This window comes from Pseudomonas asiatica (assembly GCF_009932335.1).
Classification (GTDB): Bacteria; Pseudomonadota; Gammaproteobacteria; order Pseudomonadales; family Pseudomonadaceae; genus Aquipseudomonas; species Aquipseudomonas asiatica.
In genome coordinates this window covers 606,922-630,596 of sequence record NZ_BLJF01000001.1, presented here as the reverse complement: position 1 = coordinate 630,596, position 23,675 = coordinate 606,922, and the positions used below count along the sequence as shown (strand labels likewise).

Genomic DNA, 23,675 nt, shown 5'->3' with positions numbered 1-23,675 from the left:
AACGAAGCTCGCCGCCGCAGCGCATAAGGGTGCGACGACTTACGACAAATCAATGAGTTGTGCCATGGATCTGCGCAATGAAGGCCGCCGTGGTGGGCGGTCTTGGAAACTGCCGGATGTTATCACAAAGGCAGGAGCGGTGGGGAGATGTGGCACAAGGGTGCCTGCCGTGAAATTTGTGGTGCCTGGGAGATCGAGCGCCGCCCGCGCGGCGCTTCGCGGGGCAAGTCGGATCGCCGCACCGCCGCTCCCACATTTGTTGCAACGTACCGAACCTGACAGGTCATGGTTGCCAGCCTTGGTGGGCTGGCTGGATTTCTGAGTTGGCATTGCTGCCGCATCACCTGTCTCAAGCCATGCACCTAGGCTGACAACGCCTCTCCCACAGGCATGGCCACGTTGAAACAAATGTGGGAGCGGCGGTGCGGCGATCCGACTTGCCCCGCGAAGCGCCGCGCGGGCGGCGCTCGATCTCACAGGCGCCACATCTCTACCGCCTTACACCCTCAGTGCAGCCGCTTGCGGCAGATCAATTGCGCCAGCTTGGTGGCATCCGGCCGCTCGACGATGCCGCGCTCGGTCACGATCACGTCGATCAGGTCGGCAGGGGTCACGTCGAATACCGGGTTGAACACCTCGACATCCGGCGCCACGCGGGTGCCGCCAATGTCCAGCAACTCGTCGGCAGCGCGCTCTTCCAGCGGGATGTCCTCGCCCGTGGCCAGGTTCAGGTCGATGCTGGTGCTCGGCGCCACCACCATGAAACGTACGCCGTGGTGCATGGCGCTGACCGCCAGCTGGTAGGTGCCGATCTTGCTGGCCACGTCGCCGTTGGCGGCGATGCAGTCCGCGCCCACCACCACCCAGGTGATGCCCTTGCTTTTCATCAGGTGGGCAAGCGCCGAGTCGGCGCACAGGGTCACCGGGATGCCTTCGTTGGCCAGCTCCCAGGCAGTCAGGCGCGAACCATGCAGCCAGGGGCGGGTCTCGCCGGCGTATACACGCTCGACCATGCCCTCCAGGTAACCGGCACGGATCACCCCCAGCGCGGTACCGAAACCACCACAGGCCAGAGCACCGGCGTTGCCATAGGTGAGCAGGATCTGGGCGTTGCCCTGGTGGCGGCGGATCAGCTCGATACCGTGCTGGGCCATGGTCAGGTTGGCCTCGCGATCGCTCTCGTGGATGGCCACCGCCTCGGCCTCCAGTGCAGCCAGCACGTCTTCCTCCGGACGCAGGCGCTGCAGGCGCTCACGCATGCGGTTCAGCGCCCAGAACAGGTTGGCGGCGGTAGGGCGCGCTTCAGCCAGGACAAGGAAGTCTTCCTCCAGGTCCATTTCCCAGTCGCCGCCCTCGGCCAGCCGCTCTTCCAGGGCCAGCACCAGGCCATAGGCCGCGGCAATGCCGATGGCCGAGGCGCCGCGCACGGCCATGTCGCGGATCGCCGCTGCTACCTGCGCGACATTGTCGCAGGCCAGCCAGCACTCTTCCGACGGCAGCAGGCGCTGGTCGAGCAGGTGCAGGACGCCGCCCTGCCAGCGGATCCCGGTCACCTTCTCCGCCGCCAAAAGTCGCTCGCGCATCGCCTCTCCCCGTCGTTCGGATATCAAAAGCCGGCGATTATAGCGACCCTCGGGGCCGAGCGCTCGGGTATACTCCGGCGCAATTTTGCGAAGTTTCAGAGGACTGTTCTAATGAGCAACGTCGACCGCGCCGAAATCGCCAAGTTCGAAGCGCTGGCCCACCGCTGGTGGGACCGCGAAAGCGAGTTCAAGCCGCTGCACGAAATCAACCCGCTGCGCGTCAACTGGATCGACGAGCGCGTCAGCCTCGCCGGCAAGAAGGTGCTGGACGTGGGTTGCGGCGGCGGCATCCTCAGCGAGGCGATGGCCCTGCGCGGCGCCACGGTCACCGGCATCGACATGGGCGAGGCGCCACTGGCGGTGGCCCAGCTGCACCAGCTGGAGTCGGGCGTGCAGGTGGAATACCGGCAGATCACCGCCGAAGCCCTGGCCGAGGAAATGCCCGAACAGTTCGACGTGGTCACCTGCCTGGAAATGCTCGAGCACGTGCCCGACCCGTCTTCGGTCATCCGCGCCTGCTACCGCATGGTCAAGCCTGGCGGCCAGGTGTTCTTCTCCACCATCAACCGCAACCCCAAGGCCTACCTGCTGGCCATCGTCGGCGCCGAGTACATCCTGAAGATGCTGCCGCGCGGCACCCACGACTTCAAGAAGTTCATCCGCCCGTCCGAGCTGGGCGCCTGGAGCCGCGTTGCCGGCCTGCAGGTGAAAGACATCATCGGCCTGACCTACAACCCACTGACCAAGCACTACAAGCTCAGCAGCGACGTCGACGTCAACTACATGGTCCAGACCCTGCGCGAGGAATAAACATGAGTTTGCGAGCAGTACTCTTCGACATGGACGGCACCTTGCTCGACACGGCGCCGGACTTCATCGCCATCTGCCAGGCCATGCTCGCCGAGCGCGGCCTGCCGGCCGTCGATGACAAGCTGATCCGCGACGTGATCTCCGGCGGCGCCCGGGCGATGGTCGCCGCAACCTTCGCCATCAGCCCGGAGGCCGAGGGCTTCGAAGCCCTGCGCCTTGAGTTCCTCGAGCGCTACCAGCGTGACTGCGCGGTGCACAGCAAGCTGTTCGACGGCATGGCCGAGCTGTTGGCCGACATCGAGAAAGGCAACCTGCTGTGGGGTGTGGTCACCAACAAGCCGGTGCGCTTCGCCGAGCCGATCATGCAGCAACTGGGCCTGGCCGAGCGTTCGGCGCTGCTCATCTGCCCGGACCACGTCAAGAACAGCAAGCCCGACCCCGAGCCGCTGATCCTCGCCTGCAAGACCCTCGGCCTGGACCCGGCCAGCGTACTGTTCGTCGGCGACGACCTGCGCGACATCGAGTCTGGCCGCGACGCCGGCACTCGCACGGCAGCGGTGCGCTACGGCTATATTCATCCAGAGGACAACCCCAACAACTGGGGCGCCGATGTGGTGGTGGACCACCCGCTGGAACTGCGCAAGGTGATCGACAGCGCGCTGTGCGGCTGCTGAACCCCGTCTAGACCGCGGCACAGCCCCTGTGGGAGCGGGTTCACCCGCTCCCACAGGGGCTGTGCCGCGCCAACGAACTCGAAGGACCTACCATGTTCGACTACACCGCCCGCCCCGACCTGCTGCAAGGCCGGGTCATCCTGGTTACCGGTGCCGGCCGCGGCATCGGCGCCGCTGCCGCCAAGGCCTACGCGGCGCTGGGCGCTACCGTGCTGCTGCTGGGCAAGACCGAGGCCAACCTCAACGAGGTCTACGACCAGATCGAAGCCGCCGGGCACCCGCAACCGGTGGTGATCCCGTTCAATCTGGAAACCGCCCTGCCCCACCAGTACGACGAACTGGCGGTAATGATCGAAGACCAGTTCGGCCGCCTCGACGGCCTGCTGAACAACGCTTCGATCATCGGCCCGCGTACGCCGCTGGAGCAGCTGTCGGGTGACAACTTCATGCGCGTGATGCACATCAACGTCAATGCCACCTTCATGCTCACCAGCACCCTGCTGCCGCTGCTGAAGCTGTCGGAAGACGCTTCGGTGGTGTTCACCAGCAGCAGCGTCGGGCGCAAGGGCCGGGCCTACTGGGGCGCCTATGGCGTGTCCAAGTTCGCCACCGAGGGCCTGATGCAAACCCTGGCCGATGAACTGGAAGGCGTGGCACCAGTGCGCTCCAACAGCATCAACCCCGGTGCCACGCGCACGGCGATGCGGGCACAGGCCTACCCTAGCGAAAACCCGCAGAACAACCCGCTGCCGGAAGAGATCATGCCGGTATACCTGTACCTGATGGGGCCGGACAGCAAAGGGGTGAATGGGCAGGCGTTCAACGCCCAGTAAGGCTTGGAATTGCCGGGGCTGCTTTGCAGCCCATCGCGGCACAAGGCCGCTCCTACATGGGTATGCGATCCCCTGTAGGAGCGGCCTTGTGTCGCGATGGGCCGCATGGCGGCCCCCGGGCCTACCCCGCTGCCAACACCGGGCGCATGCGCCCTTGCTGGCGCCCTTCCAGCTGCATGCACCGTTCCAGGAACAGGTACATGCAGTCGTAGCTCTTGCAAATCGCCTTGCGCAGTTCATTGCGCAGCCCCAGGGTCGGGTTCTCGCCAGCCAGCGTACAGATGATCTCCAGCGCCTCCCACGGGTGCGCGTCGTCATACTGGGCATGCATCTTCAGCCACTTCATCGCCCGCTTGCGCTGGTCCTCCGGGAAGCCCAGCGCATAGGTGTCGGTGGAGCACACCACCGCCGACCATTCACCGGTCGCACCTTCGATGGCGTAGTTGGTCGCCGCCATGGAAATGGCCAGGTTCTCGGTGGCGCACACGCGCCAGCACCAGTCGTTCAGGCCGTTCAGTTCAGGCGGCACTTCCTGGGCCTGCAGCTCGTGCAGGTGCACGCCATGCGCCTGGCACCAGTTCACCCAATAGTCGGCGTGGTTGAGCTCGACACGGATGTTGCGCATCAGCCAGCGCCGCGCCATGTCTTCGCCCTGGTGCCGGCCATAGCGGGTCTTGGTCAGGTTGTGGGCCATGTACAGCGAGAACTGCTCCACCACCGGCCAGCCACCGATCAGGTACTGGCGAATGGTCGATTGCTTCAACTGGCCATCGCGCAGGCGCGCGTAGAACTCATGCTCGACTACCCGGCGCTTGCTCTCGCGGCAGTCTTCAATCAGTTGCTGGGCCCATTGGGGGTAGCTGGCGGGATCCATCAAAGGCCCGATACGAACGAATGCGTCAATCACTTTCAGCTCCTTGATCCTTGTGATTTCTAGCTAGCGAAACGTGCCAGGTGCCCGCTGCAACAGAGGCCGGGCGGCGATCCGTTGGCGCTGCAGACTGTCACAGGTGAACACCTGAGGGCGTTCGATGAGGTAGCCCTGGGCATAATCCACGCCAATTTCCTGCAAGGCCTGCTCGATCAAGGGTGTTTCGACGAATTCGGCAATGGTGCGCTTGCCCATTACGTGACCGATGTGGTTGATGACCTCGACCATGGCCCGGTTGACCGGGTCGTCGAGCATGTCCTTGACGAAACTCCCGTCGATCTTCAGGTAATCCACGGGCAAATGCTTGAGATAGGCGAACGACGACATGCCGGCGCAGAAATCGTCGAGCGAGAAGCGACAACCCAGCCCCTTCAACTCGTTGATGAAACGGATGGCGCTGCCAAGGTTGGCTATGGCGCTGGTTTCGGTGATTTCGAAACAGATCATCCGTGGCGGAATGGCGTATTCGACGAACAGGCGTTGCAAGTATTCGAGGAACTTGTCATCGCCAATGCTCGACCCCGACAGGTTGATCGCGCAGATCGACAGCGGCCCCTCGCGCCCTTCGTCCAGGCACTGGCGGATGACCAGAAACACATTGCGCACCACCCAGCGGTCCAGCGCGGTCATCAGGCCGTAGCGCTCGGCCGCCGGGATGAAACTGCTGGGCAGGATGGTACGCCCGCTTTCGTCGTGCAGGCGCAGCAGGATCTCGATATGGCCGGGGCCTTCGAAGGTTTTCAGCGGGGCGATTTCCTGGGCGTACAGGCAGAAGCGGTTTTCTTCCAGGGCCACGTGCAAGCGCTGGATCCAGGCCATTTCACCAAAGCGCATGGACAGCTCGCTGTCGTCGGCATGGTACACCTGCACGCGGTTGCGGCCCTTTTCCTTGGCCATGTAGCAAGCCATGTCGGCGGCGCGCAGCGGGGTTTCGAGGGTGCCGGGGGACTGGGCCATGTGCACAAGGCCGACACTGACGGTGGTGACGAACGGCCGCCCTTTCCACACGAAATGCAGGCTCTGCACCAGCTGGCGCAGCTGCTCGGCAATGCGCTCGGCCTGGTCGGGCGGGCAGTTTTCCAGCAGCACGCCGAATTCGTCACCACCCAGCCGGGCCAGGGTATCGCCCTCGCGCAGGCCGGACTGCAGCACGGCGCAGATGTGCCGCAGAAGCTCGTCGCCGGCGGCATGCCCGCAGGTATCGTTGACCAGCTTGAACTGGTCGAGGTCCAGGAACATCAGCGAATGCCGCCCGGCCTGGCGCGCCAGGTCATTGAGCGCCTGCTCCAGGCGGTATTCGAACTCGCGGCGGTTGGCCAGGCCGGTCAGGGCGTCATGGGTCGCCTGCCAGGACAGGTTGGCGATGTACTGGCGCTCCTGGGTCATGTCGTGCAGCACCAGCACGATACCGCTGACCTGGCCGTCATTGACGATCGGCGAGCCGACCAGGTTGACCGACACAGTACTGCCGTCCAGGCGCTGGATCAGCCGGGCATGCTCGGCGCCACCCTTGAGGCTGCCGCTGAGCACCTGCTCGACCAGGCTGCGGCCGTCTTCCTCGGCCTGCTCGTCCACCAGGCTGAACAGCGCCGACAACGGCAGGCCCTGGGCTTGGCCGGCCTGCCAGTGGGTCAGTTGTTCGGCGGCCGGGTTCATGTAGCCGATACTGCCCTCCACATCAGTGGTAATCACCGCATCACCAATGGCCTGCAGGGTAATCTGCGCCCGCTCCTTTTCTTCTTGCAGGGCGCTGGCAAAGGCCTGACGCTGGGCCAGCAGCTTGCTGGAGCGGCGCCAGGCAATGGCAATCAGGAACATCGCGGTCAGCAGGTTGGTGATAAGCAGCACCCGCAGCAGCATGCGCGAGCCTTCGCCCAAGGCATCGCTGAACGCCTTGGCGGCCGGGGTTACCCCTTCGTTGATGGTGACGATGCGCGCCTTCCAGTCGCTTATTGTGCGGGCGTCGACCGAGCCAGCGGCGAAGCTGCTGCGCATTTCCACGGCCAGCATATCCAGCTTGCCCAGGTAGTCGTCGCCGATGTCCCAGTAGTCGATGGCCGTCTGCATGTAGCTTACGTTACGAAAGTTACGGTAGAACCAGATGATCCGCTCGACATCGTCGGGGTGGTTACCGCCTTGCAGCACGGCCTGGCGTGCGGCATCCAGGTCGGGGCTGGGCTGGTCCATCACTTCGCGCAGTTGGTGGTCGCCCTGGGGCACGGTGATGGCCTGGCGATAGCGCTGATAGGTGCTGTCGTCGCGGGTTTCGGCGTACAGGTTGAGGTAGTAGATGGCGTCTTTCTGCGCCTTGGACCACAGGCTTTCGCCCGCGACGTAGGCACGCACGGCCGAGAGCGTATAAAGGCTCAGGCTGCCCAAGGCTACCTGGAAGACCACAACGGCGATGAAGGGCCAGGTGATGCCGAGCAACTTTGGCGCTTCTAGAGTGCGATGTCCCTTCATGGAGTCCCTGTCACAGAGCAGATAAGGCGCAAATCAACCCAGACAAAGCACAGCGTAGGCCATTTGCCATCCTCGCGGTTGGGTTTTTTATGACAGGAAACCCGGGGGTTTTCGCACGGCCTTCCCGGCCCTATCGCCGGCAAGCCAGCTCCCACAGGTACCCCACAACGCTCAGGCCTGTGGTAATCCTGTGGGAGCTGGCTTGCCGGCGATAGGGCCCGCACAGGCAGCCACAAATTCAGCTCTGCTGCAGGTGCCCGTAAAGCTTGGCATACAACCCACCCTCGGCAATCAGCTGCTGGTGGTCGCCATCCTCGGCCACATGCCCGCCGTCGAACACCAGCACCCGGTCGGCCTGTTTCACCGCCGACAGGCGGTGGGCGATGATCAGTGTGGTGCGGCCGCTGAGGAAGCGCGCCAGGGCCTGGTGCAGGTTGTATTCGGTGGCGGCATCCAGGGCCGAGGTGGCTTCGTCGAGGATCACCACCTTGGGTTCGGCCAGCACCATGCGGGCAATGGCCAGGCGCTGGCGCTGGCCACCGGACAAGCGCACGCCGGAGCGCCCCACCACACTGTCCAGGCCCTGCGGCAAGGCGGCGATGGTGGCGTCCAGCTGGGCGATGCGCAGTGCCTGCCAGCAGGCCTCGTCGCTGCAGTCACGGCCCATGGTCAGGTTGGCGCGCACGGTGTCGTTGAACAGCGAAGGGTGCTGCAACACCACCGCGACGTTTTCACGCAGGGTTTCCAGGCCGATTTCCTGCAGGCTGGCACCGCCAAAGCGGATGGTGCCGGCCTGGGCGCTGTAAAGCCCCAGCAACAGCTGCACCAGGGTGCTCTTGCCGCCACCGCTGGCGCCGACTATCGCCACCTTCTCGCCCGGGGCGATGGACAGGTCGAGGTGCTCGAGCACCGGCTCGTCGGCATAGGCAAAGCGCAGGTCGCGTACTTCGATACCTACCGTCTCGCGGCCGGCGAACGGGTTGCTGGCCGCCGGGTACTGCGGCTCGTCGGCACGTGCCAGCAGCTCGTTGAGGCGGCTCAATGCGCCGCCGGCGGCGTAGTAGGCGTATTGCAGGTTGAGCAGTTGCTCCACCGGGCCGATCATGAACCACAGGTAGCTGAATACCGCCAGCATCTGGCCGATCGACAGGTCGGAGAACAGCACGGTGAGCATGGCCGCGGCGCGGAAGATATCGATGCCGAACTGGAACAGCAGGCCACTGGCGCGGCCGCTGGCATCGCTTTTCCACTGCGAGTCCACGGCGTAGTCCCGCACTTCGCGGGCGCGCAGGCCAAGGCGACCGAGGAAGTAGCCCTGGCGGTTACCGGCGCGGATTTCCTGAATGGCGTCGAGGGTTTCCGCCAGCGCCTGGGTAAAGCGTGCGGTGCTGTCGTTCTCGAGCTTTTTCAGGTGCTTGACGCGCTTGCCCAACTGCACGGTGAAATAGATCACCAGCGGGTTGAACAGCAATATCAGCATGGCCAGCTGCCAGTGCATCCAGATCAGGATGGCCGCCGTGCCGGTAAGGGTCAGCATGGCAACCAGGAAGCGGCTCAGGGTTTCGCCGACGAACTTGTCGAGGGTGTCCAGGTCGGTGACCAGGTGGGTGGTCACCGTGCCGCTGCCCAGGCTTTCGTACTCCTTCAGCGAGATGCGCTTGAGCCGCTCGATCAGGCGAATGCGTAGGCGGTAGACGATGTCCTTGGCCAGGCCGGCGAACAGCTTGGCCTGGATCACGTTGAACGCCAGGGCGGCCAGGCGCAGGCACAGGGTCAGCAGCAACATCAGGCCGATGTAGCCCGCCGCCACCTGCCAGCTGGACGGCAGCAGGTGGTTCATCCACTTCAACGCGGCATCGCCATGGCCCAGCAGCACTTCATCCACCAGCAGCGGCAACAGCAGCGGGATAGGCACGCTGCAGCAGGCCGCCAATACGGCGATTAGGTTGGCGGACCAGAGGTTTTTCTTGTGATGCAGGGCCAGGCGGCGGATTTCCGCCCAGCTCAATCTATCGGCCACAGTGTGAGGTTTGCCCGGTACCGGGTCGGGTGACCCAGGCACATCAAGCACAGGCGGCCTGCTGCAGCCAGCGGCCGAGCAAGGGTTGCAGGCGCTCCAGCGGCTGATAGCCGTTGGTCAGCAGGGCCAGTTGGCCATTGCGTTCGGCCAGCAAGGTCGGGAAACCGGCGATGCCCAGGTCCTGGGCCCAGCTGAAATCGGCTGCAGTGGCGGCGCGGGTGTCGGCACAGGCGAAGGCCTCGGCGAACACGGTGCGGTCGAAGCCTGCCTGTTCGGCCAGGTCGACCAGATGCGGTGCAATGGTGACGTCCACTCCCTGCTCGTAGAACGAACGCTGGATCAGCGCCAGCAGCGGCCAGACGCGTTCGGCGTCCAGCTCGCGGGCGGTGACCAGGGCACGGCAGGCCGGCTCGGTGTCGTAGACGAAGCCGTCGGGCATGGCCCCCTCGAAGCGGAACGGCTGGCCGGTGGCGTCGGCCACCGCCTGCCAGTGTTCAAGGATGTACTTGCGGGTAGAGCTGTCCAGGGCACTGCCGCCGGTACGCAGCCCGCCTGGCACCAGGCGGGTGGGCACGCCTGCGTCACGCGCCTGGGCGATCAGGGCCGCGGCCACGGGTGCGAAACCCCAGCACCAGGAGCACATCGGGTCCATCACATAGATCAGGCGTGCAGACATGCATCAAGCCTCGGCTTTGTAGTTGTAACCGATCGGGTGCGGCAGGTTGCGGGCCTTGGCCAGCTCGATCTGCTTCTGCCGGTCGATGGCGCTACGCCGGGTCTTCTCGCTCAGGGTGTCCCAGCAGTGCGGGCAGCTGACCCCTGGCGAATAGTGCTCGGACGCGCGCTCCTCTGCGTTGATCGGGTGACGGCAGGCGTGGCACTGGTCGTACTCACCTTCGCTCAGGTCATGGCGCACCGTGACGCGGTTGTCGAAAACGAAGCAGTCGCCGTCCCACAGGCTTTCTTCCTGAGGCACTTCCTCGAAGTATTTCAGGATGCCGCCCTTAAGATGATAGACCTCCTCGAAGCCTTCACCGAGCATGTAGCTGGAGGCTTTTTCGCAACGGATACCGCCGGTACAGAACATGGCAACCTTCTTGTGCTTGCTGGGGTCGAAGTTGGCCTTGATGTAGTCGGGGAACTCGCGGAAGGTTTCGGTCTTCGGGTCGATGGCGCCCTTGAAGGTGCCGATGGCCACTTCGTAGTCGTTGCGGGTGTCGATCAGCAGCACTTCCGGGTCGCTGATCAGCGCGTTCCAGTCCTTGGGCTCGACGTAGGTGCCGACCGCCTGGTTCGGGTCCACGCCCGGTACGCCGAGGGTTACGATCTCTTTCTTGAGCTTGACCTTGGTGCGGTAGAACGGCTGTTCGTCGCAGTACGATTCCTTGTGATCGACATCGGCCAGGCGTGGGTCGTTGCGCAGCCAGGCCAGCAGGCCGTCGATGCCTTCGCGAGTGGCAGAAACGGTGCCGTTGATGCCCTCGTGGGCCAGCAGCAGGGTGCCCTTGACGTTGTTGTCGAGCATGGTCTTGAGCAGCGGCTCGCGTAGCTCGACGTAGTCTTCCAGGGTGACGAACTTGTACAGCGCCGCGACGACGATGGGTTGGGACATGAAGCAGGATCTCCAGTGGTTGCCCTCGTAAGGGGCGGACCGGGTTTGACAGTGTGACAAAAAAGCGGGGGCGCTTTGCGCCCCATTCGCGGCACAAGGCCGCTCCTACTGGGGAATGCACCAGCCGACGGGCTGCGCTATCCCTGTAGGAGCGGCCTTGTGCCGCGAATGGGCCGCAAAGCGGCCCCCGGATTTTGCAGGATTCTACCAGAACAACAGCAAGGTTTCAGTGCCCGCCGCCCGCGCACACCGGCGAGGCCGGTGCAACGCCGACCTTGGCCCACTCTTCGGCGGTGTAGGTGTGGATGGCCAGGGCATGGATCTCGCCCATCAGCTCACCCATGGTGGCGTACACCTTCTGGTGGCGCTTGACGCTGTTCAACCCGGCAAACTGCTCGCTGACGATCACTGCCTTGTAGTGGGTCTCCTGACCACGACTGTGCATGTGGCTTTCATTGAGCACTTGCAGGTGTTGCGGCGCCAGGGCGGCCAACTGCTGTTCGATACGCTGTTGCATGGTCATCGCGGCGTACTCACTTCTTCGCCGGGGCGGCGGCCTTGCCAGCGTTCGGGTCCAGTTCCTTGGTCATGTCGTCCAGCAGCTTGTTCACCACCGGTACCGCTGGCTCCAGGCTCTGCTGGGTCAGCTGGGCCGACTGCTGGGTGACCTTGGGCATTTCACGCAGCACTTTCTTGCCCAGCGGCGATTCGTAGAACTTGACCAGGTCCTTGAGCTCCTGCTCGGTGAAGGTCTGGGTGTACAGGTCGACCATCTTCGGCTTCAGCTTGTTCCAGCCGATGGCGTTGTCCAGCGCGGCGTTGGCCTTGGCCTGGTAGCTTTCCAGCACTGGCTGCTTGGTGGCCGGGGCCTTGGTCTGGGCGAAACGCTGGGCGAACATCTGCTGGACCTGCATGTACACCGGGGTGCCCAGCTTGTCGGCGTTGGCCAGGGTCAGGAATTTCTCGGCAGCAGCGTTGTGGCTGGCGGTGGCAGCGAGTACCTGGCCGCTGGCGCAAGCCAGGGCAACGGCGGCACAAAGGACACGGAGACGGGTCATTGCATTTCCTTCAGAAGAGAGGGAGGCGGGTACCTCAGAGTAGAGCATTCTGCGCCGTGGTGGCGATGTGCTCAAGTGGCACGACGAGCGACTGAACCGCTCGGTCGAATCAGGGCCTAAACTGCGATTTCGAACTACAAGGGAGTGAGTACAGAATGAGCCGTATCGAGACAGACAGCCTGGGCCCGGTCGAAGTTCCTGAGGACGCCTACTGGGGTGCGCAGACCCAGCGTTCGCTGATCAACTTCGCCATTGGCAAGGAACGCATGCCCATCGCGGTGCTGCATGCCCTGGCGCTGATCAAGAAGGCCGCGGCACGCGTCAACGACCGTAACGGCGACTTGCCGGCCGACATCGCCCGGCTGATCGAACAGGCCGCTGACGAAGTGCTGGACGGCGAGCATGACGACCAGTTCCCGCTGGTGGTCTGGCAGACCGGCAGCGGCACCCAGAGCAACATGAACGTGAACGAAGTGATCGCCGGGCGGGCCAATGAGCTGGCCGGCAACGGCCGTGGCGGCAAGGCGCCCGTACACCCCAACGACCACGTCAACCGCTCGCAGAGCTCCAACGACTGCTTCCCCACCGCCATGCATATCGCTGCGGCGCAGGCGGTGCACGACAAGCTGCTGCCGGCCATCGCAGAGCTGTCCTCGGGGCTGGCCGAGCTGTCGGCACGCCACCACAAGCTGGTAAAGACCGGTCGCACGCACATGATGGACGCCACGCCGATCACCTTCGGCCAGGAGGTCTCGGCCTTCGTCGCCCAACTCGACTACGCCCAGCGTGCCATCCGCGCCACCCTGCCGGCAGTGTGCGAGCTGGCTCAGGGCGGCACTGCCGTGGGCACCGGGCTCAACGCCCCGCACGGTTTTGCCGAAGCCATCGCCGCCGAGCTGGCGGCGCTGTCCGGCTTGCCGTTCGTCACTGCGCCGAACAAGTTCGCTGCCCTCGCCGGCCACGAGCCGCTGACCAGCCTGGCCGGCGCCCTGAAGACCCTGGCCGTGGCCCTGATGAAAATCGCCAATGACCTGCGCCTGCTGGGTTCCGGCCCGCGCGCCGGGTTGGCCGAGGTACGCCTGCCGGCCAACGAGCCGGGCAGCTCAATCATGCCAGGCAAGGTCAACCCTACCCAGTGCGAGGCGCTGTCGATGCTGGCCTGTCAGGTGCTGGGCAACGACGCGGCGATCGGCTTTGCCGCCAGCCAGGGGCATTTGCAACTGAACGTGTTCAAGCCGGTGATCATCCACAACTTGCTGCAGTCGATCGAATTGCTGGCTGACGGCTGCCGCAACTTCCAGCAGCACTGCGTGGCGGGCATCGAGCCGGATGCCGAGCAGATGGCGGCGCACCTGGAACGGGGGCTGATGCTGGTGACGGCGTTGAACCCGCATATTGGCTATGACAAGGCAGCGGAAATTGCCAAGAAGGCCTATGGCGAAGGCAAGACCTTGCGCGAGGCGGCACTGGAGTTGAAGTACCTGACCAATGAGCAGTTCGACCAGTGGGTGAGGCCGGAGAACATGCTGGCTCCGGGGGGCAAAGGCTGACAGCTCAGAGACCGCGCTCCCCTGTAGGAGCGGCCTTGTGTCGCGATGGGCTGCGCAGCAGCCCCAGAAATCTCGGCAGCAACATAGATTTCTGGGGCTGCTGCGCAGCCCATCGCGACACAAGGCCGCTCCTACACAGAGCGCGCAACCCTCTTGAACTTGCGGGCGCGCCACCCGGCCACCAGCGAAGGCCCCAGTGCCACCAGCGCCGAGCCCAGCACCACGGTCACCGCCCCCACATAGCCCAGGGCATTGATGTCCTCGGCGTGCACATAATCAGGCCAGACCAACGCCGCCAGTGCCACCGCGACAAAGGTCACCAGCGGGGTCAGCGCCAGCGTGGCACTCACCCGCGACGCCTCCCAGTGCGCCAGCGCCTCGGCGAACGCGCCATAGGCCACCAGGGTGTTCAGGCAACAGGCCAGCAACAGCCAGCCTTGCACCGGGGTCAGCTGCAACGCCTCCAACGGGTGGGCCCAGGGTGTCAGCAGCGCGGCGCAACTGAGGTAGATCACCATCATTACCTGCTGCGAATGCCACACCGTCAGCAACTGCTTCTGGCTGAGCGCATAGAACACCCAGACGCTGGTGGCCAACAGGATGGTCAGCACGCCGGTGGTATAGGTGCCGAGCGAGGTCAGCAGCTCTTCCAGGCGCTGGTTGAAAAACAGCCCGAACCCCGCCAGCAGGATCAGCAGACCCACGCCCTGCCCCAGGCTGAAGCGCTCGCGGAACACGAACACGCTGGCCACCAGCAACAGCACCGGGCCGATCTGCACGACCAGTTGCGCGGTGCCCGGGCTGAGCAGGTTCAGGCCGATCAGGTACAGCACGTAGTTGCCCATCAGGCCAAGCACGGCCACTACCACCAGGCCTTTGCCCTTGGGCGTCAGCTTGCTGAAGGAAGGCAGCCTGCGCTTGGCGGCCAGCCAGGCGCACAGCAGGCCGCCGGAGACCAGCAGGCGGTACCAGGTGACGGTGACCGGGTCGACCACTTGCAGCACCTGCTTGAGCTTGATCGGCAGGATGCCCCAGAGCAACGCCGTCAAAAGTGCCAGGAAAAGGCCATAGCCCCAGCGGCCGGTAATGGTGTGCATAAAATCCTCGATCGAGCCCGTGGTGGGGGTGGTTGAATTCTACGGGCTTGGAGGGCGGGGACGGTGGTGGGTGCCGGGAAAAGAATTCATCAGGTCATTCTTCTGCGGCATGGCTTGGCAGGTGTGCTGCCTGTTCTGGCCCTTTCGCGGGCACGCCCGCTCCCACTGGGACCCCACAAGATTCAGAGTGTGTGCAAATCCTGTGGGAGCGGGCGTGCCCGCGAAGAGGCCAGAACAGGCAACCAACAAGCCTGGCTATTTCTTGTCCCTGGCAAACGCCGCCTCAAGCGCCTGGTTGATGGTGCGCAACACCTTCACCCGCGCCCAGCGCTTGTCGTTGGCCTCCACCAGCGTCCACGGCGCAATCTCGGTGCTGGTGCGGTCGACCATGTCGCCCACCGCCTGGACATAGTCGTCCCACTTGTCGCGGTTGCGCCAGTCATCCTCGGTGATCTTGTAACGCTTGAACGGGATCTGCTCGCGCTCTTCGAAACGCTCCAGCTGGGTCTGCTGGTCGATCGCCAGCCAGAACTTGACCACCACCGTGCCGGCATTCACCAGCTGTTCCTCGAAATCGTTGATCTCGCTGTAGGCACGCATCCAGTCGGCCGGGCTGCAGAAGCCTTCCACACGTTCCACCAGCACCCGGCCATACCAGGAACGGTCGAAGATGGTGAACTTGCCACGCGCCGGAATGTGCCGCCAGAACCGCCACAGGTATGGCTGCGCGCGCTCTTCTTCAGTGGGCGCGGCAATGGGCACGATGCGGTACTGGCGCGGGTCCAGCGCTGCCGCCACGCGGCGGATGGCGCCCCCTTTGCCGGCAGCGTCGTTGCCTTCGAACACCGCCACCAAGGCATGCCGACGCATGTGCTTGTGGCGCAGCAGGCCGGCCAGGCGGGCCTGCTCGGTGACCAGTTGCTCCTGGTAGTCGGACTTGTCCAAGCGCAGGGTCATGTCCAGCGCGCCGAGCAGGCTGCGCTGGTCGATGCTGCGGCCCAGCGGGGCGACGTTGCCCTGGTGCTTGCCTTTGGGATTGTTGTCCAGTGCCGCCTGCAGGCTTTCCAGCAGGATGCGCCCTACCGCCAGGCTGCGGTAGTTCGGATCGACGCCCTCAATGACATGCCATGGCGCGTAGTCGCGGCTGGTGCGGCGCAGCACGCGCTCACCAAAGCGCACGAAACGGTCGTAGGTTTCCGACTGCTGCCAGTCCAGCGGGCTGATCTTCCAGCTGTGCAGCGGGTCGTCCTTGAGCGATTTCAGCCGCGCCTTCATCTGCTTCTTGGACAGGTGGAACCAGAACTTGATGATCAACGCACCTTCGTCGCACAGCATCTCTTCCAGGCGTTCGGCGCCGGTGATGGCCTGGTCGAGCACGGCATCCTTGAACACCCCGTGCACCCGCCCCTGCAGCATCTGGCTGTACCAGTTGCCGAAGAACACGCCCATCCGCCCCTTGGGTGGCAGGGCCCGCCAGTAGCGCCAGGCCGGCGGGCGGGCCAGCTCTTCGTCGGTCTGCTGGTCGAAGGTGAGCACATCGATCATGCGCGGGTCCATCCACTCGTTCAGCAGTTTGACCGTCTCGCCCTTGCCGGCGCCTTCGATACCGTTGATCAGCACGATCACCGGGAAGCGCGCCTGCTGCTTGAGTTCGTACTGGGCTTCGAGCAGGGCCTCGCGCAAAGCGGGTACCTCGGCGTCGTAAGCCTCCTTGTCGATGCTGTGGCCGATTTCTGCGGATTCGAACATGCACTGGCTCCTTCAATGGATAAGCAAGACTAGCGGATTTGAAGGCTTGTGCAGTACTTGTGGGAGCTGGCTTGCCGGCGATAGGGCCGGCACAGCCAGCGCAAAATCCTCAGATGGCATAAAATCCGCCCATCCGCTGCAACCGAGCCAACCATGTCCACCCTCCTCCAGCACGCCCAGATCGACTGGGACGACCAGGGCCGCCCCCATTCGCGGCAATACGACGACGTCTATTTCGCAGTCAACGAAGGCATCGAAGAAACCAGGCACGTGTTTCTCGGGCAAACCCGTCTGGCCGAGCGCTTTGCCAACCTCGCCCCGCACGCCTGCGTGGTGATCGGCGAAACCGGGTTCGGCACCGGCATGAATTTCTACTGCGCCTGGCAACTGTTCGAGCAGCACGCCCATGCCGAGGCCCGCCTGCATTTCGTCAGCGTCGAAAAATACCCCCTCGGCCGCGACGATCTGGCCCGCGCCATACGCCTGTGGCCGGAACTGGCGGCCTACAGCCAGCCCCTGCTGGAGCAGTACGTTGCGGTGCACCCTGGCTTCCAGCAGTTCACCTTCGACAACGGCCGGGTCACCCTCACCCTGCTGATAGGCGACGTACTGGAGCAGCTGCCGCAACTCGATGCGCAGATCGATGTGTGGTTCCTCGACGGCTTCGCGCCGGCCAAGAACCCCGACATGTGGACCCCGGAGCTGTTCGCGCAACTGGCACGGCTGTCACACCCGGGCACGGTGCTAGGCACCTTCACCACCACCGGCTGGGTACGCCGCAGCCTGGTCGATGCCGGCTTCGCCATGAAGAAGGTGCCGGGCATCGGCAAGAAATGGGAAGTGATGAGCGGCGCCTATGTCGGCCCTGTGCCCAGCCCCGGTGCGCCATGGTATGCGCGCCCGGCTGCCGTTGCGGGGCCGCGTGAAGCGCTGGTGATAGGCGCCGGGCTCGCCGGCAGCACCACCGCCGCCAGCCTGGCACGGCGTGGCTGGCAGGTTACCGTGCTGGAACGCCACGACACGCCGGCTCGGGAAGCTTCGGGTAACCCGCAAGGGGTGCTGTACCTCAAGCTGTCCGCCCATGGCACGGCGTTGTCGCAGATGATCCTCGCCGGTTTCGGCTATACCCGGCGCCAGCTGCAGCGCCTGCAACGTGGCCACGACTGGGATGCCTGCGGCGTGCTGCAACTGGCCTTCGACAGCAAGGAAGCCGAACGCCAGGGCAAACTGGCTGGGGCCTTCGAACATGGCCTGCTGCACTCGCTGGAACGTGCAGAAGCCGAAGCCATCGCAGGTGTGGCCTTGCCGGCTGGCGGGCTGTTCTATCCCGAAGGTGGCTGGGTGCACCCGCCGGCGCTGTGCCAGCAGCAGTTGCAGCACCCGGGTATTCGCCTACTGACGCACCAGGAGGTGCTCGAGCTGCGCAAGGTCGACGGGCAGTGGCAAGCCTGGGCTGGCGAACGTTTGCTGGCCAGCGCGCCGGTGGTGGTGCTGGCCGGTGCCGCCGACATACTGCGCTTCGAACCATGCGCGCAGCTGCCGCTCAAGCGCATCCGCGGGCAGATCACCCGCCTGCCGGCCACCCCCAGCAGCCGCGCGCTGCGCACCGTGGTGTGTGCGGAAGGCTATGTAGCGCCGCCGCGCGGCGATGAACACACCTTGGGCGCGAGCTTCGACTTCCACAGCACAGACCTGGCGCCGACGGTAGCCGAGCACCAGGGCAACCTGGCATTGCTGGACGAGATTTCGGTCGACCTTGCCCAGCGCCTGGGCGCCGCCGAACTGGACCCCGGGCAGTTGGAAGGCCGTGCAGCGTTCCGTTGCACCAGCCCGGATTACCTGCCGATCGTCGGGCCGGTGGCGGATGCGCAGGCGTTCGCCCAGGCATATGCAGTGCTGGGCCGGGATGCGCGGCAGGTGCCGGATGTGGCCTGCCCCTGGCTGGATGGGTTGTATGTGAACAGCGGGCACGGCTCGCGCGGGTTGATCACGGCGCCGTTGAGCGGCGAACTGGTGGCGGCGTGGGTATGCGGGGAACCGCTGCCGTTGCCACGGGCGGTGGCGGAGGCGTGCCACCCGAATCGGTTTGCCTTGCGCAGGTTGATTCGTGGGAAGTGATCGGGCCGGGGGCTGCTGCGCAGCCCAATCGCCGGCAAGCCAGCTCCCACAGGGACCGCGTAAGGCCCCAGGCCTGTGGTGAACCTGTGCGGGCGAGCCCGCGAAGGGCTGCGCAGCAGCCCCATATAACAGATCGATCTAAAACTCTCGCAAACCACATGGGTCAGTTCCTTAAGGTGCCCTAATCCGGGGCACCCCCTCCCCAACGGAAAAACCGGTAAGGACCTATGTGCGGATTAGCAGGAGAGTTGCGTTTTACACCCATCGACCAAGCCCCTCGCCCAGCCGACCTGGCTGCGGTAGAGCGCATAACCCACCACCTGGCGCCCCGCGGCCCGGATGCCTGGGGCTTCCATAGCCAAGGCCCGATCGCCCTCGGCCACCGGCGCCTGAAAATCATGGACCTGTCCGACGGCTCTGCCCAGCCGATGGTGGACAACACCCTGGGCCTGTCGCTGGCCTTCAACGGCGCCATCTACAACTTCCCCGAACTGCGCCAGGAGCTGCAAGCCCTGGGCTACAGCTTCTGGTCCGACGGCGACACCGAGGTGTTGCTGAAGGGCTACCACGCCTGGGGCGCGGCCCTGCTGCCCAAGCTCAATGGCATGTTCGCCCTGGCCATCTGGGAACGCGACAACCAGCGCCTGTTCCTCGCCCGCGACCGCCTGGGCGTAAAGCCCTTGTACCTGTCGCGCAACGGCGAGCGCCTGCGCTTCGCCTCGACCCTGCCAGCGCTGCTCAAGGGTGGTGACATCGACCCGATGCTCGACCCGGTGGCACTCAACCACTACCTGAATTTCCACGCCGTGGTGCCGGCGCCACGCACCCTGCTGGCCAACGTGCAAAAGCTGGAACCCGGCACCTGGATGCGCATCGATCGTCATGGCGAAGTGGAACGCCAGACCTGGTGGCAGCTGCACTACGGCGCCAACCCCGATGAACGTGAGCTGGACCTGGAAGGCTGGACCACCCGCGTGCTCGACGCCACCCGCGACGCCGTGGCCATTCGCCAACGGGCAGCAGTGGACGTAGGTGTACTGCTGTCTGGCGGGGTCGATTCCAGCCTGCTGGTCGGCCTGCTGCGCGAAGTGGGCGTGGATGACCTGTCGACCTTCTCCATCGGTTTCGAGGATGCCGGTGGCGAACGCGGCGACGAGTTCCAGTACTCCGACCTGATCGCCAGGCACTACGGCACCCGTCACCACCAGCTGCGCATTGCCGAGCACGAAATCATCGACCAGTTGCCAGCCGCCTTCCGCGCCATGAGCGAACCCATGGTCAGCCATGACTGCATCGCCTTCTACCTGCTGTCGCGGGAAGTGGCCAGGCACTGCAAGGGCGTGCAAAGCGGCCAGGGCGCCGACGAGCTGTTCGCCGGCTACCACTGGTACCCGCAGGTGGACGGCGCAGAGGATGCCTTTACCGCCTACCGCGAAGCCTTCTTCGATCGCAGCCACGCCGAGTACCGCGACACCGTGCAGGCACCCTGGCTGCTGGAAAGCGACGCAGCGGGCGACTTTGTCCGTGAACACTTCGCCCGCCCTGGCGCCCCCGATGCGGTAGACAAGGCGCTACGCCTGGACAGCACGGTGATGCTGGTCGACGACCCGGTCAAACGGGTCGACAACATGACCATGGCCTGGGGCCTGGAGGCGCGCACGCCATTCCTCGACTACCGGCTGGTGGAGCTTTCGGCACGCATTCCGGCACGCTTCAAGCTGCCCGACGGCGGCAAGCAGGTGCTCAAGCAGGCGGCGCGGCGGGTGATCCCGCACGAGGTGATCGACCGCAAGAAGGGCTACTTCCCGGTGCCGGGCCTGAAGCATCTGGAAGGCGCCACCCTCGGCTGGGTACGTGAACTGCTGACCGACCCCAGCCAGGACCGCGGGCTGTTCAACCCGGCCATGCTCGACCGCCTGCTGAGCAACCCGCACGGCCAGCTGACACCGCTACGCGGCTCCAAGCTGTGGCAGCTGGCGGCGCTGAACCTGTGGCTGAGCGAACAAGGAATCTGACCGATGAAAGCCCATGAAATCGCTTACGGTCAGCGCCTGCTGCGCGGCCAGGCGCCGTCCTACGAGCGCCTGCAGGCGCGCCTGGCCGGCGACGGCGGCCAGCCCCACGACCAGCCGCGCGCCGTACATTGCGGCTGGGGCCGGCTGCTGATCGGCCACACCTACCCCAACCCGGCCGACCTGGCCGCCGACCTGCTGGAAGAACGCCCCGGCGAGCGCGATATCGCCCTGTACGTGGCCGCGCCGCAGCAGCTGCTGGCCCAGGCCCCGCAGCAACTGTTCCTCGACCCGTCCGACACCCTGCGCCTGTGGTTCACCGACTACCGCCCGGCGCAGCGGGTGTTCCGCGGCTTTCGCGTGCGCCGGGCGCAGAACCCGGGCGACTGGCAGGCGATCAACACCCTGTACCAGGCGCGCGGCATGTTGCCGGTGGACGCCGAGCTGCTTACGCCTCTGCACTTGGGCGGCCCGGCGTACTGGCTGGCCGAGGACGAAGACAGCGGCGCGGTGATCGGCAGTGTCATGGGCCTGAACCACGCCAAGGCGTTCGACGACCCCGAGCACGGCAGCAGCCTCTGGTGCCTGGCGGTAGACCCGCACTGCACCCGCCCCGGCGTGGGCGAGGTGCTGGTGCGCCATCTGATCGAACACTTCATGAGCCGCGGCCTGGCCTACCTGGACCTGTCGGTACTGCACGACAACCGCCAGGCCAAGCGCCTTTACCAGAAGCTGGGTTTTCGCAACCTGCCGACCTTCGCGGTCAAGCGCAAGAACGGCATCAACGAACAGCTGTTTCTGGGGCCGGGGCCTCAAGCCGACCTCAACCCCTACGCACGCATCATCGTCGACGAAGCGCTGCGTCGAGGCATTGAGGTACAAGTGGACGATGCCGCTGGCGGCCTGTTCACCCTCAGCCTGGGCGGGCGCCGCATTCGCTGCCGTGAGTCGCTCAGCGACCTGACCAGCGCCGTGACCATGACCCTGTGTCAGGACAAGCGCCTTACCCAACATGCCTTGCACAATGCCGGGCTGCAGGTGCCGGCGCAGCAGCTGGCCGGCAATGCCGACGACAACCTGGCGTTTCTCGAAGAGCATGGCGCGGTGGTGGTCAAGCCGGTCGACGGCGAGCAAGGCCAGGGCGTGGCGGTGAACCTCACCTGCATCGACGACATCACCCAAGCCGTGGCGCATGCCCGCCAGTTCGACAGCCGCGTGTTGCTGGAGAGCTTCCATGCCGGGCATGACCTGCGCATCGTGGTGATCGGCTACGAAGTGGTGGCGGCAGCCATCCGTCACCCAGCGCAAGTGCTGGGCGATGGCAAGCACAGCATCCGCGAGCTGATCGATGCCCAGAGCCGTCGGCGCCAGGCCGCAACCGGTGGCGAAAGCCGCATTCCACTGGACGACGAAACCGAGCGCACCCTGCGCGCGGCGGGCTTTGGCTACGACGACGTGTTGCCCGCCGGCCAGCGCCTGGCCGTGCGACGCACCGCCAACCTGCACACCGGCGGCACCCTGGAAGACGTGACCGAACGCCTGCACCCGGTGCTGGCCGAAGCCGCCGTGCGCGCTGCACGGGCGCTGGAGATCCCGGTGGTGGGGCTGGACTTCATGGTGCGTGATGCCGGGCAACCGGAGTACGTGATCATCGAGGCCAACGAGCGTGCAGGGTTGGCCAACCATGAACCGCAACCGACCGCCGAGCGTTTTATCGATCTGCTGTTTCCGCATAGCCGGCCTTTGGCGTAAAGGCTGATGGCCTCTTCGCGGGCTCGCCCGCTCCCACAGGTCCAGCACAGCCCACGAGACTTGTGGGGTTCCTGTAGGAGCGGGCGTGCCCGCGAGGAGGCCGGCACAGGAGTAAAGGAGCCCCCCAACCATGTCCGACCGACATCCCGAACCCGATCTCGACTATCTCAAGCGCGTGCTGCTGGAGATGCTCGCCATCCCCAGCCCCACCGGTTTCACCGACACCATCGTGCGCTACGTGGCCGAGCGCCTGGACGAACTGGGCATCCCTTTCGAGCTGACCCGCCGCGGCACCATCCGCGCCACCCTGAAGGGCCGCCAGACCTCGCCCGACCGCGCCGTGTCCGCTCACCTGGACACCATCGGCGCCAGCGTGCGCCAGTTGCAGGACAACGGCCGCCTGGCCCTGGCGCCAGTCGGTTGCTGGTCCAGCCGCTTCGCCGAAGGCAGCCGGGTCAGCGTATTCACCGACACCGGCGTATACCGGGGCAGCGTGCTGCCGCTGATGGCCAGCGGGCATGCTTTCAACACCGCCATCGACCAGATGCCGGTCAGCTGGGAGCACGTTGAGGTACGCCTGGACGCCTACTGCGCCACCCGCGCCGACTGCGAGGCGCTGGGTGTAAGCATCGGTGATTTCGTTGCCTTCGACCCGCTGCCCGAATTCACCGAAAGCGGCCACATCAGCGCCCGCCACCTGGACGACAAGGCCGGCGTGGCAGCGCTGCTGGCGGCGCTGAAAGCCGTGGTGGAAAGCGGCCGCCAACCGTTGATCGACTGCCACCCGCTGTTCACCATCACCGAAGAGACCGGCTCGGGAGCGGCTGGCGCCCTGCCCTGGGACGTCAGCGAGTTTGTCGGCATCGACATCGCCCCGGTGGCGCCCGGGCAGGCCTCCAGCGAACATGCAGTGAGCGTGGCCATGCAGGACTCGTCGGGGCCTTACGACTACCACCTGTCCCGGCACCTGCTGAAACTGGCCGGCGACCACGACCTGCCGGTGCGGCGCGATCTGTTCCGCTACTACTTCAGCGATGCCCATTCGGCAGTGACGGCGGGGCACGATATTCGTACCGCGCTGGTAGCCTTTGGTTGCGATGCCACCCATGGCTACGAGCGAACACACATCGACAGCCTGGCGGCGTTGAGCCGCTTGTTGTCGGCGTACCTGCTGAGCCCGCCGGTGTTTGCCAGTGATTCGCAGCCGGCCAATGCGTCGTTGGAGCGCTTCAGCCACCAGCTGGAACATGATGCACAGATGGAGAGCGATACGCGGGTGCCGGCGGTGGATAGCCTGGTTGGCAACAAAGGCTGAGGGCCCTGGGGGCTGCTTTGCAGCCCAATCGCCGGCAAGCCAGCTCCCACAGGATAACCACAGGCCCAGGCTTTGTGCTGTCCCTGTGGGAGCTGGCT

The 23,675-nt window shown here is 65.2% G+C and carries 18 protein-coding genes; 8 read left to right on the top strand and 10 right to left on the bottom strand.

Going from position 1 to position 23,675, the window contains the following annotated elements; genetic code table 11:
- Nucleotides 1-506 precede the first annotated feature (506 nt).
- Nucleotides 507-1,583, bottom strand: coding sequence for an S-methyl-5-thioribose-1-phosphate isomerase (gene mtnA, locus GYA95_RS02875; protein ID WP_015269302.1), 1,077 nt, complete (start codon nucleotides 1,581-1,583; stop codon nucleotides 507-509).
- Nucleotides 1,584-1,694: 111 nt separating this feature from the next.
- Here mtnA and ubiG point away from each other — a divergent pair, with 111 nt between their 5' ends.
- From ubiG to GYA95_RS02860, 3 genes are all read left to right on the top strand, one after another.
- Entirely contained in the window at nucleotides 1,695-2,393 is a 699-nt protein-coding gene (gene ubiG, locus GYA95_RS02870; protein ID WP_003260863.1) for a bifunctional 2-polyprenyl-6-hydroxyphenol methylase/3-demethylubiquinol 3-O-methyltransferase UbiG, read from the top strand.
- Between the two features lie 2 nt (nucleotides 2,394-2,395).
- A complete protein-coding gene (gene mupP, locus GYA95_RS02865; RefSeq protein WP_015269301.1) occupies nucleotides 2,396-3,067 on the top strand; it encodes an N-acetylmuramic acid 6-phosphate phosphatase MupP in 672 nt (223 codons plus the stop codon).
- Between the two features lie 92 nt (nucleotides 3,068-3,159).
- Entirely contained in the window at nucleotides 3,160-3,900 is a 741-nt protein-coding gene (locus GYA95_RS02860) for a YciK family oxidoreductase (RefSeq protein ID WP_015269300.1), read from the top strand.
- A gap of 121 nt (nucleotides 3,901-4,021) precedes the next feature.
- Here the strand turns inward: GYA95_RS02860 and GYA95_RS02855 are convergent, their stop codons facing one another.
- The 7 genes from GYA95_RS02855 to GYA95_RS02825 form a co-directional block, all read right to left on the bottom strand.
- Nucleotides 4,022-4,807: a TenA family transcriptional regulator gene (locus GYA95_RS02855; RefSeq protein ID WP_015269299.1), complete on the bottom strand. Its 786-nt coding sequence runs from the start codon at nucleotides 4,805-4,807 to the stop codon at nucleotides 4,022-4,024.
- 30 nt (nucleotides 4,808-4,837) lie between these two features.
- Complete coding sequence (locus tag GYA95_RS02850) at nucleotides 4,838-7,294, bottom strand: EAL domain-containing protein (RefSeq protein WP_161551234.1); 2,457 nt, start codon at nucleotides 7,292-7,294, stop codon at nucleotides 4,838-4,840.
- A gap of 238 nt (nucleotides 7,295-7,532) precedes the next feature.
- Complete coding sequence (locus GYA95_RS02845; protein WP_015269297.1) at nucleotides 7,533-9,365, bottom strand: ABC transporter ATP-binding protein; 1,833 nt, start codon at nucleotides 9,363-9,365, stop codon at nucleotides 7,533-7,535.
- Nucleotides 9,358-9,990 (bottom strand): DsbA family protein, encoded by a 633-nt coding sequence (locus tag GYA95_RS02840; protein WP_015269296.1) that lies wholly within the window; start codon nucleotides 9,988-9,990, stop codon nucleotides 9,358-9,360. Before GYA95_RS02840 ends, GYA95_RS02845 begins: the two co-directional genes overlap by 8 nt.
- Nucleotides 9,991-9,993: 3 nt before the next feature.
- Complete coding sequence (trhO, locus tag GYA95_RS02835) at nucleotides 9,994-10,926, bottom strand: oxygen-dependent tRNA uridine(34) hydroxylase TrhO (protein ID WP_013971443.1); 933 nt, start codon at nucleotides 10,924-10,926, stop codon at nucleotides 9,994-9,996.
- Nucleotides 10,927-11,152: 226 nt separating this feature from the next.
- Entirely contained in the window at nucleotides 11,153-11,449 is a 297-nt protein-coding gene (locus tag GYA95_RS02830; RefSeq protein WP_003252644.1) for a BolA family protein, read from the bottom strand.
- A gap of 10 nt (nucleotides 11,450-11,459) precedes the next feature.
- Entirely contained in the window at nucleotides 11,460-11,984 is a 525-nt protein-coding gene (locus GYA95_RS02825; protein ID WP_003259051.1) for a DUF2059 domain-containing protein, read from the bottom strand.
- A gap of 155 nt (nucleotides 11,985-12,139) precedes the next feature.
- Between GYA95_RS02825 and GYA95_RS02820 the strand changes: the two genes are divergently transcribed.
- Complete coding sequence (locus GYA95_RS02820) at nucleotides 12,140-13,534, top strand: class II fumarate hydratase (protein WP_015269295.1); 1,395 nt, start codon at nucleotides 12,140-12,142, stop codon at nucleotides 13,532-13,534.
- A gap of 131 nt (nucleotides 13,535-13,665) precedes the next feature.
- Here GYA95_RS02820 and GYA95_RS02815 read toward each other — a convergent pair whose 3' ends face one another.
- Both GYA95_RS02815 and pap read right to left on the bottom strand, forming a co-directional pair.
- Nucleotides 13,666-14,631: a DMT family transporter gene (locus GYA95_RS02815; protein ID WP_015269294.1), complete on the bottom strand. Its 966-nt coding sequence runs from the start codon at nucleotides 14,629-14,631 to the stop codon at nucleotides 13,666-13,668.
- Nucleotides 14,632-14,886: 255 nt separating this feature from the next.
- Complete coding sequence (pap, locus tag GYA95_RS02810; protein WP_015269293.1) at nucleotides 14,887-16,380, bottom strand: polyphosphate:AMP phosphotransferase; 1,494 nt, start codon at nucleotides 16,378-16,380, stop codon at nucleotides 14,887-14,889.
- A gap of 153 nt (nucleotides 16,381-16,533) precedes the next feature.
- Between pap and mnmC the strand changes: the two genes are divergently transcribed.
- The 4 genes from mnmC to GYA95_RS02790 all read left to right on the top strand — a co-directional run bounded on the left by mnmC (nucleotide 16,534) and on the right by GYA95_RS02790 (nucleotide 23,577).
- Nucleotides 16,534-18,498: a bifunctional tRNA (5-methylaminomethyl-2-thiouridine)(34)-methyltransferase MnmD/FAD-dependent 5-carboxymethylaminomethyl-2-thiouridine(34) oxidoreductase MnmC gene (gene mnmC / locus GYA95_RS02805; protein ID WP_015269292.1), complete on the top strand. Its 1,965-nt coding sequence runs from the start codon at nucleotides 16,534-16,536 to the stop codon at nucleotides 18,496-18,498.
- A gap of 227 nt (nucleotides 18,499-18,725) precedes the next feature.
- A complete protein-coding gene (locus GYA95_RS02800) occupies nucleotides 18,726-20,513 on the top strand; it encodes an N-acetylglutaminylglutamine amidotransferase (protein WP_015269291.1) in 1,788 nt (595 codons plus the stop codon).
- Nucleotides 20,514-20,516: 3 nt separating this feature from the next.
- Complete coding sequence (gene ngg, locus GYA95_RS02795) at nucleotides 20,517-22,262, top strand: N-acetylglutaminylglutamine synthetase (protein ID WP_015269290.1); 1,746 nt, start codon at nucleotides 20,517-20,519, stop codon at nucleotides 22,260-22,262.
- Nucleotides 22,263-22,392: 130 nt separating this feature from the next.
- Entirely contained in the window at nucleotides 22,393-23,577 is a 1,185-nt protein-coding gene (locus GYA95_RS02790; RefSeq protein ID WP_085617662.1) for an osmoprotectant NAGGN system M42 family peptidase, read from the top strand.
- Nucleotides 23,578-23,675: the final 98 nt, after the last annotated feature.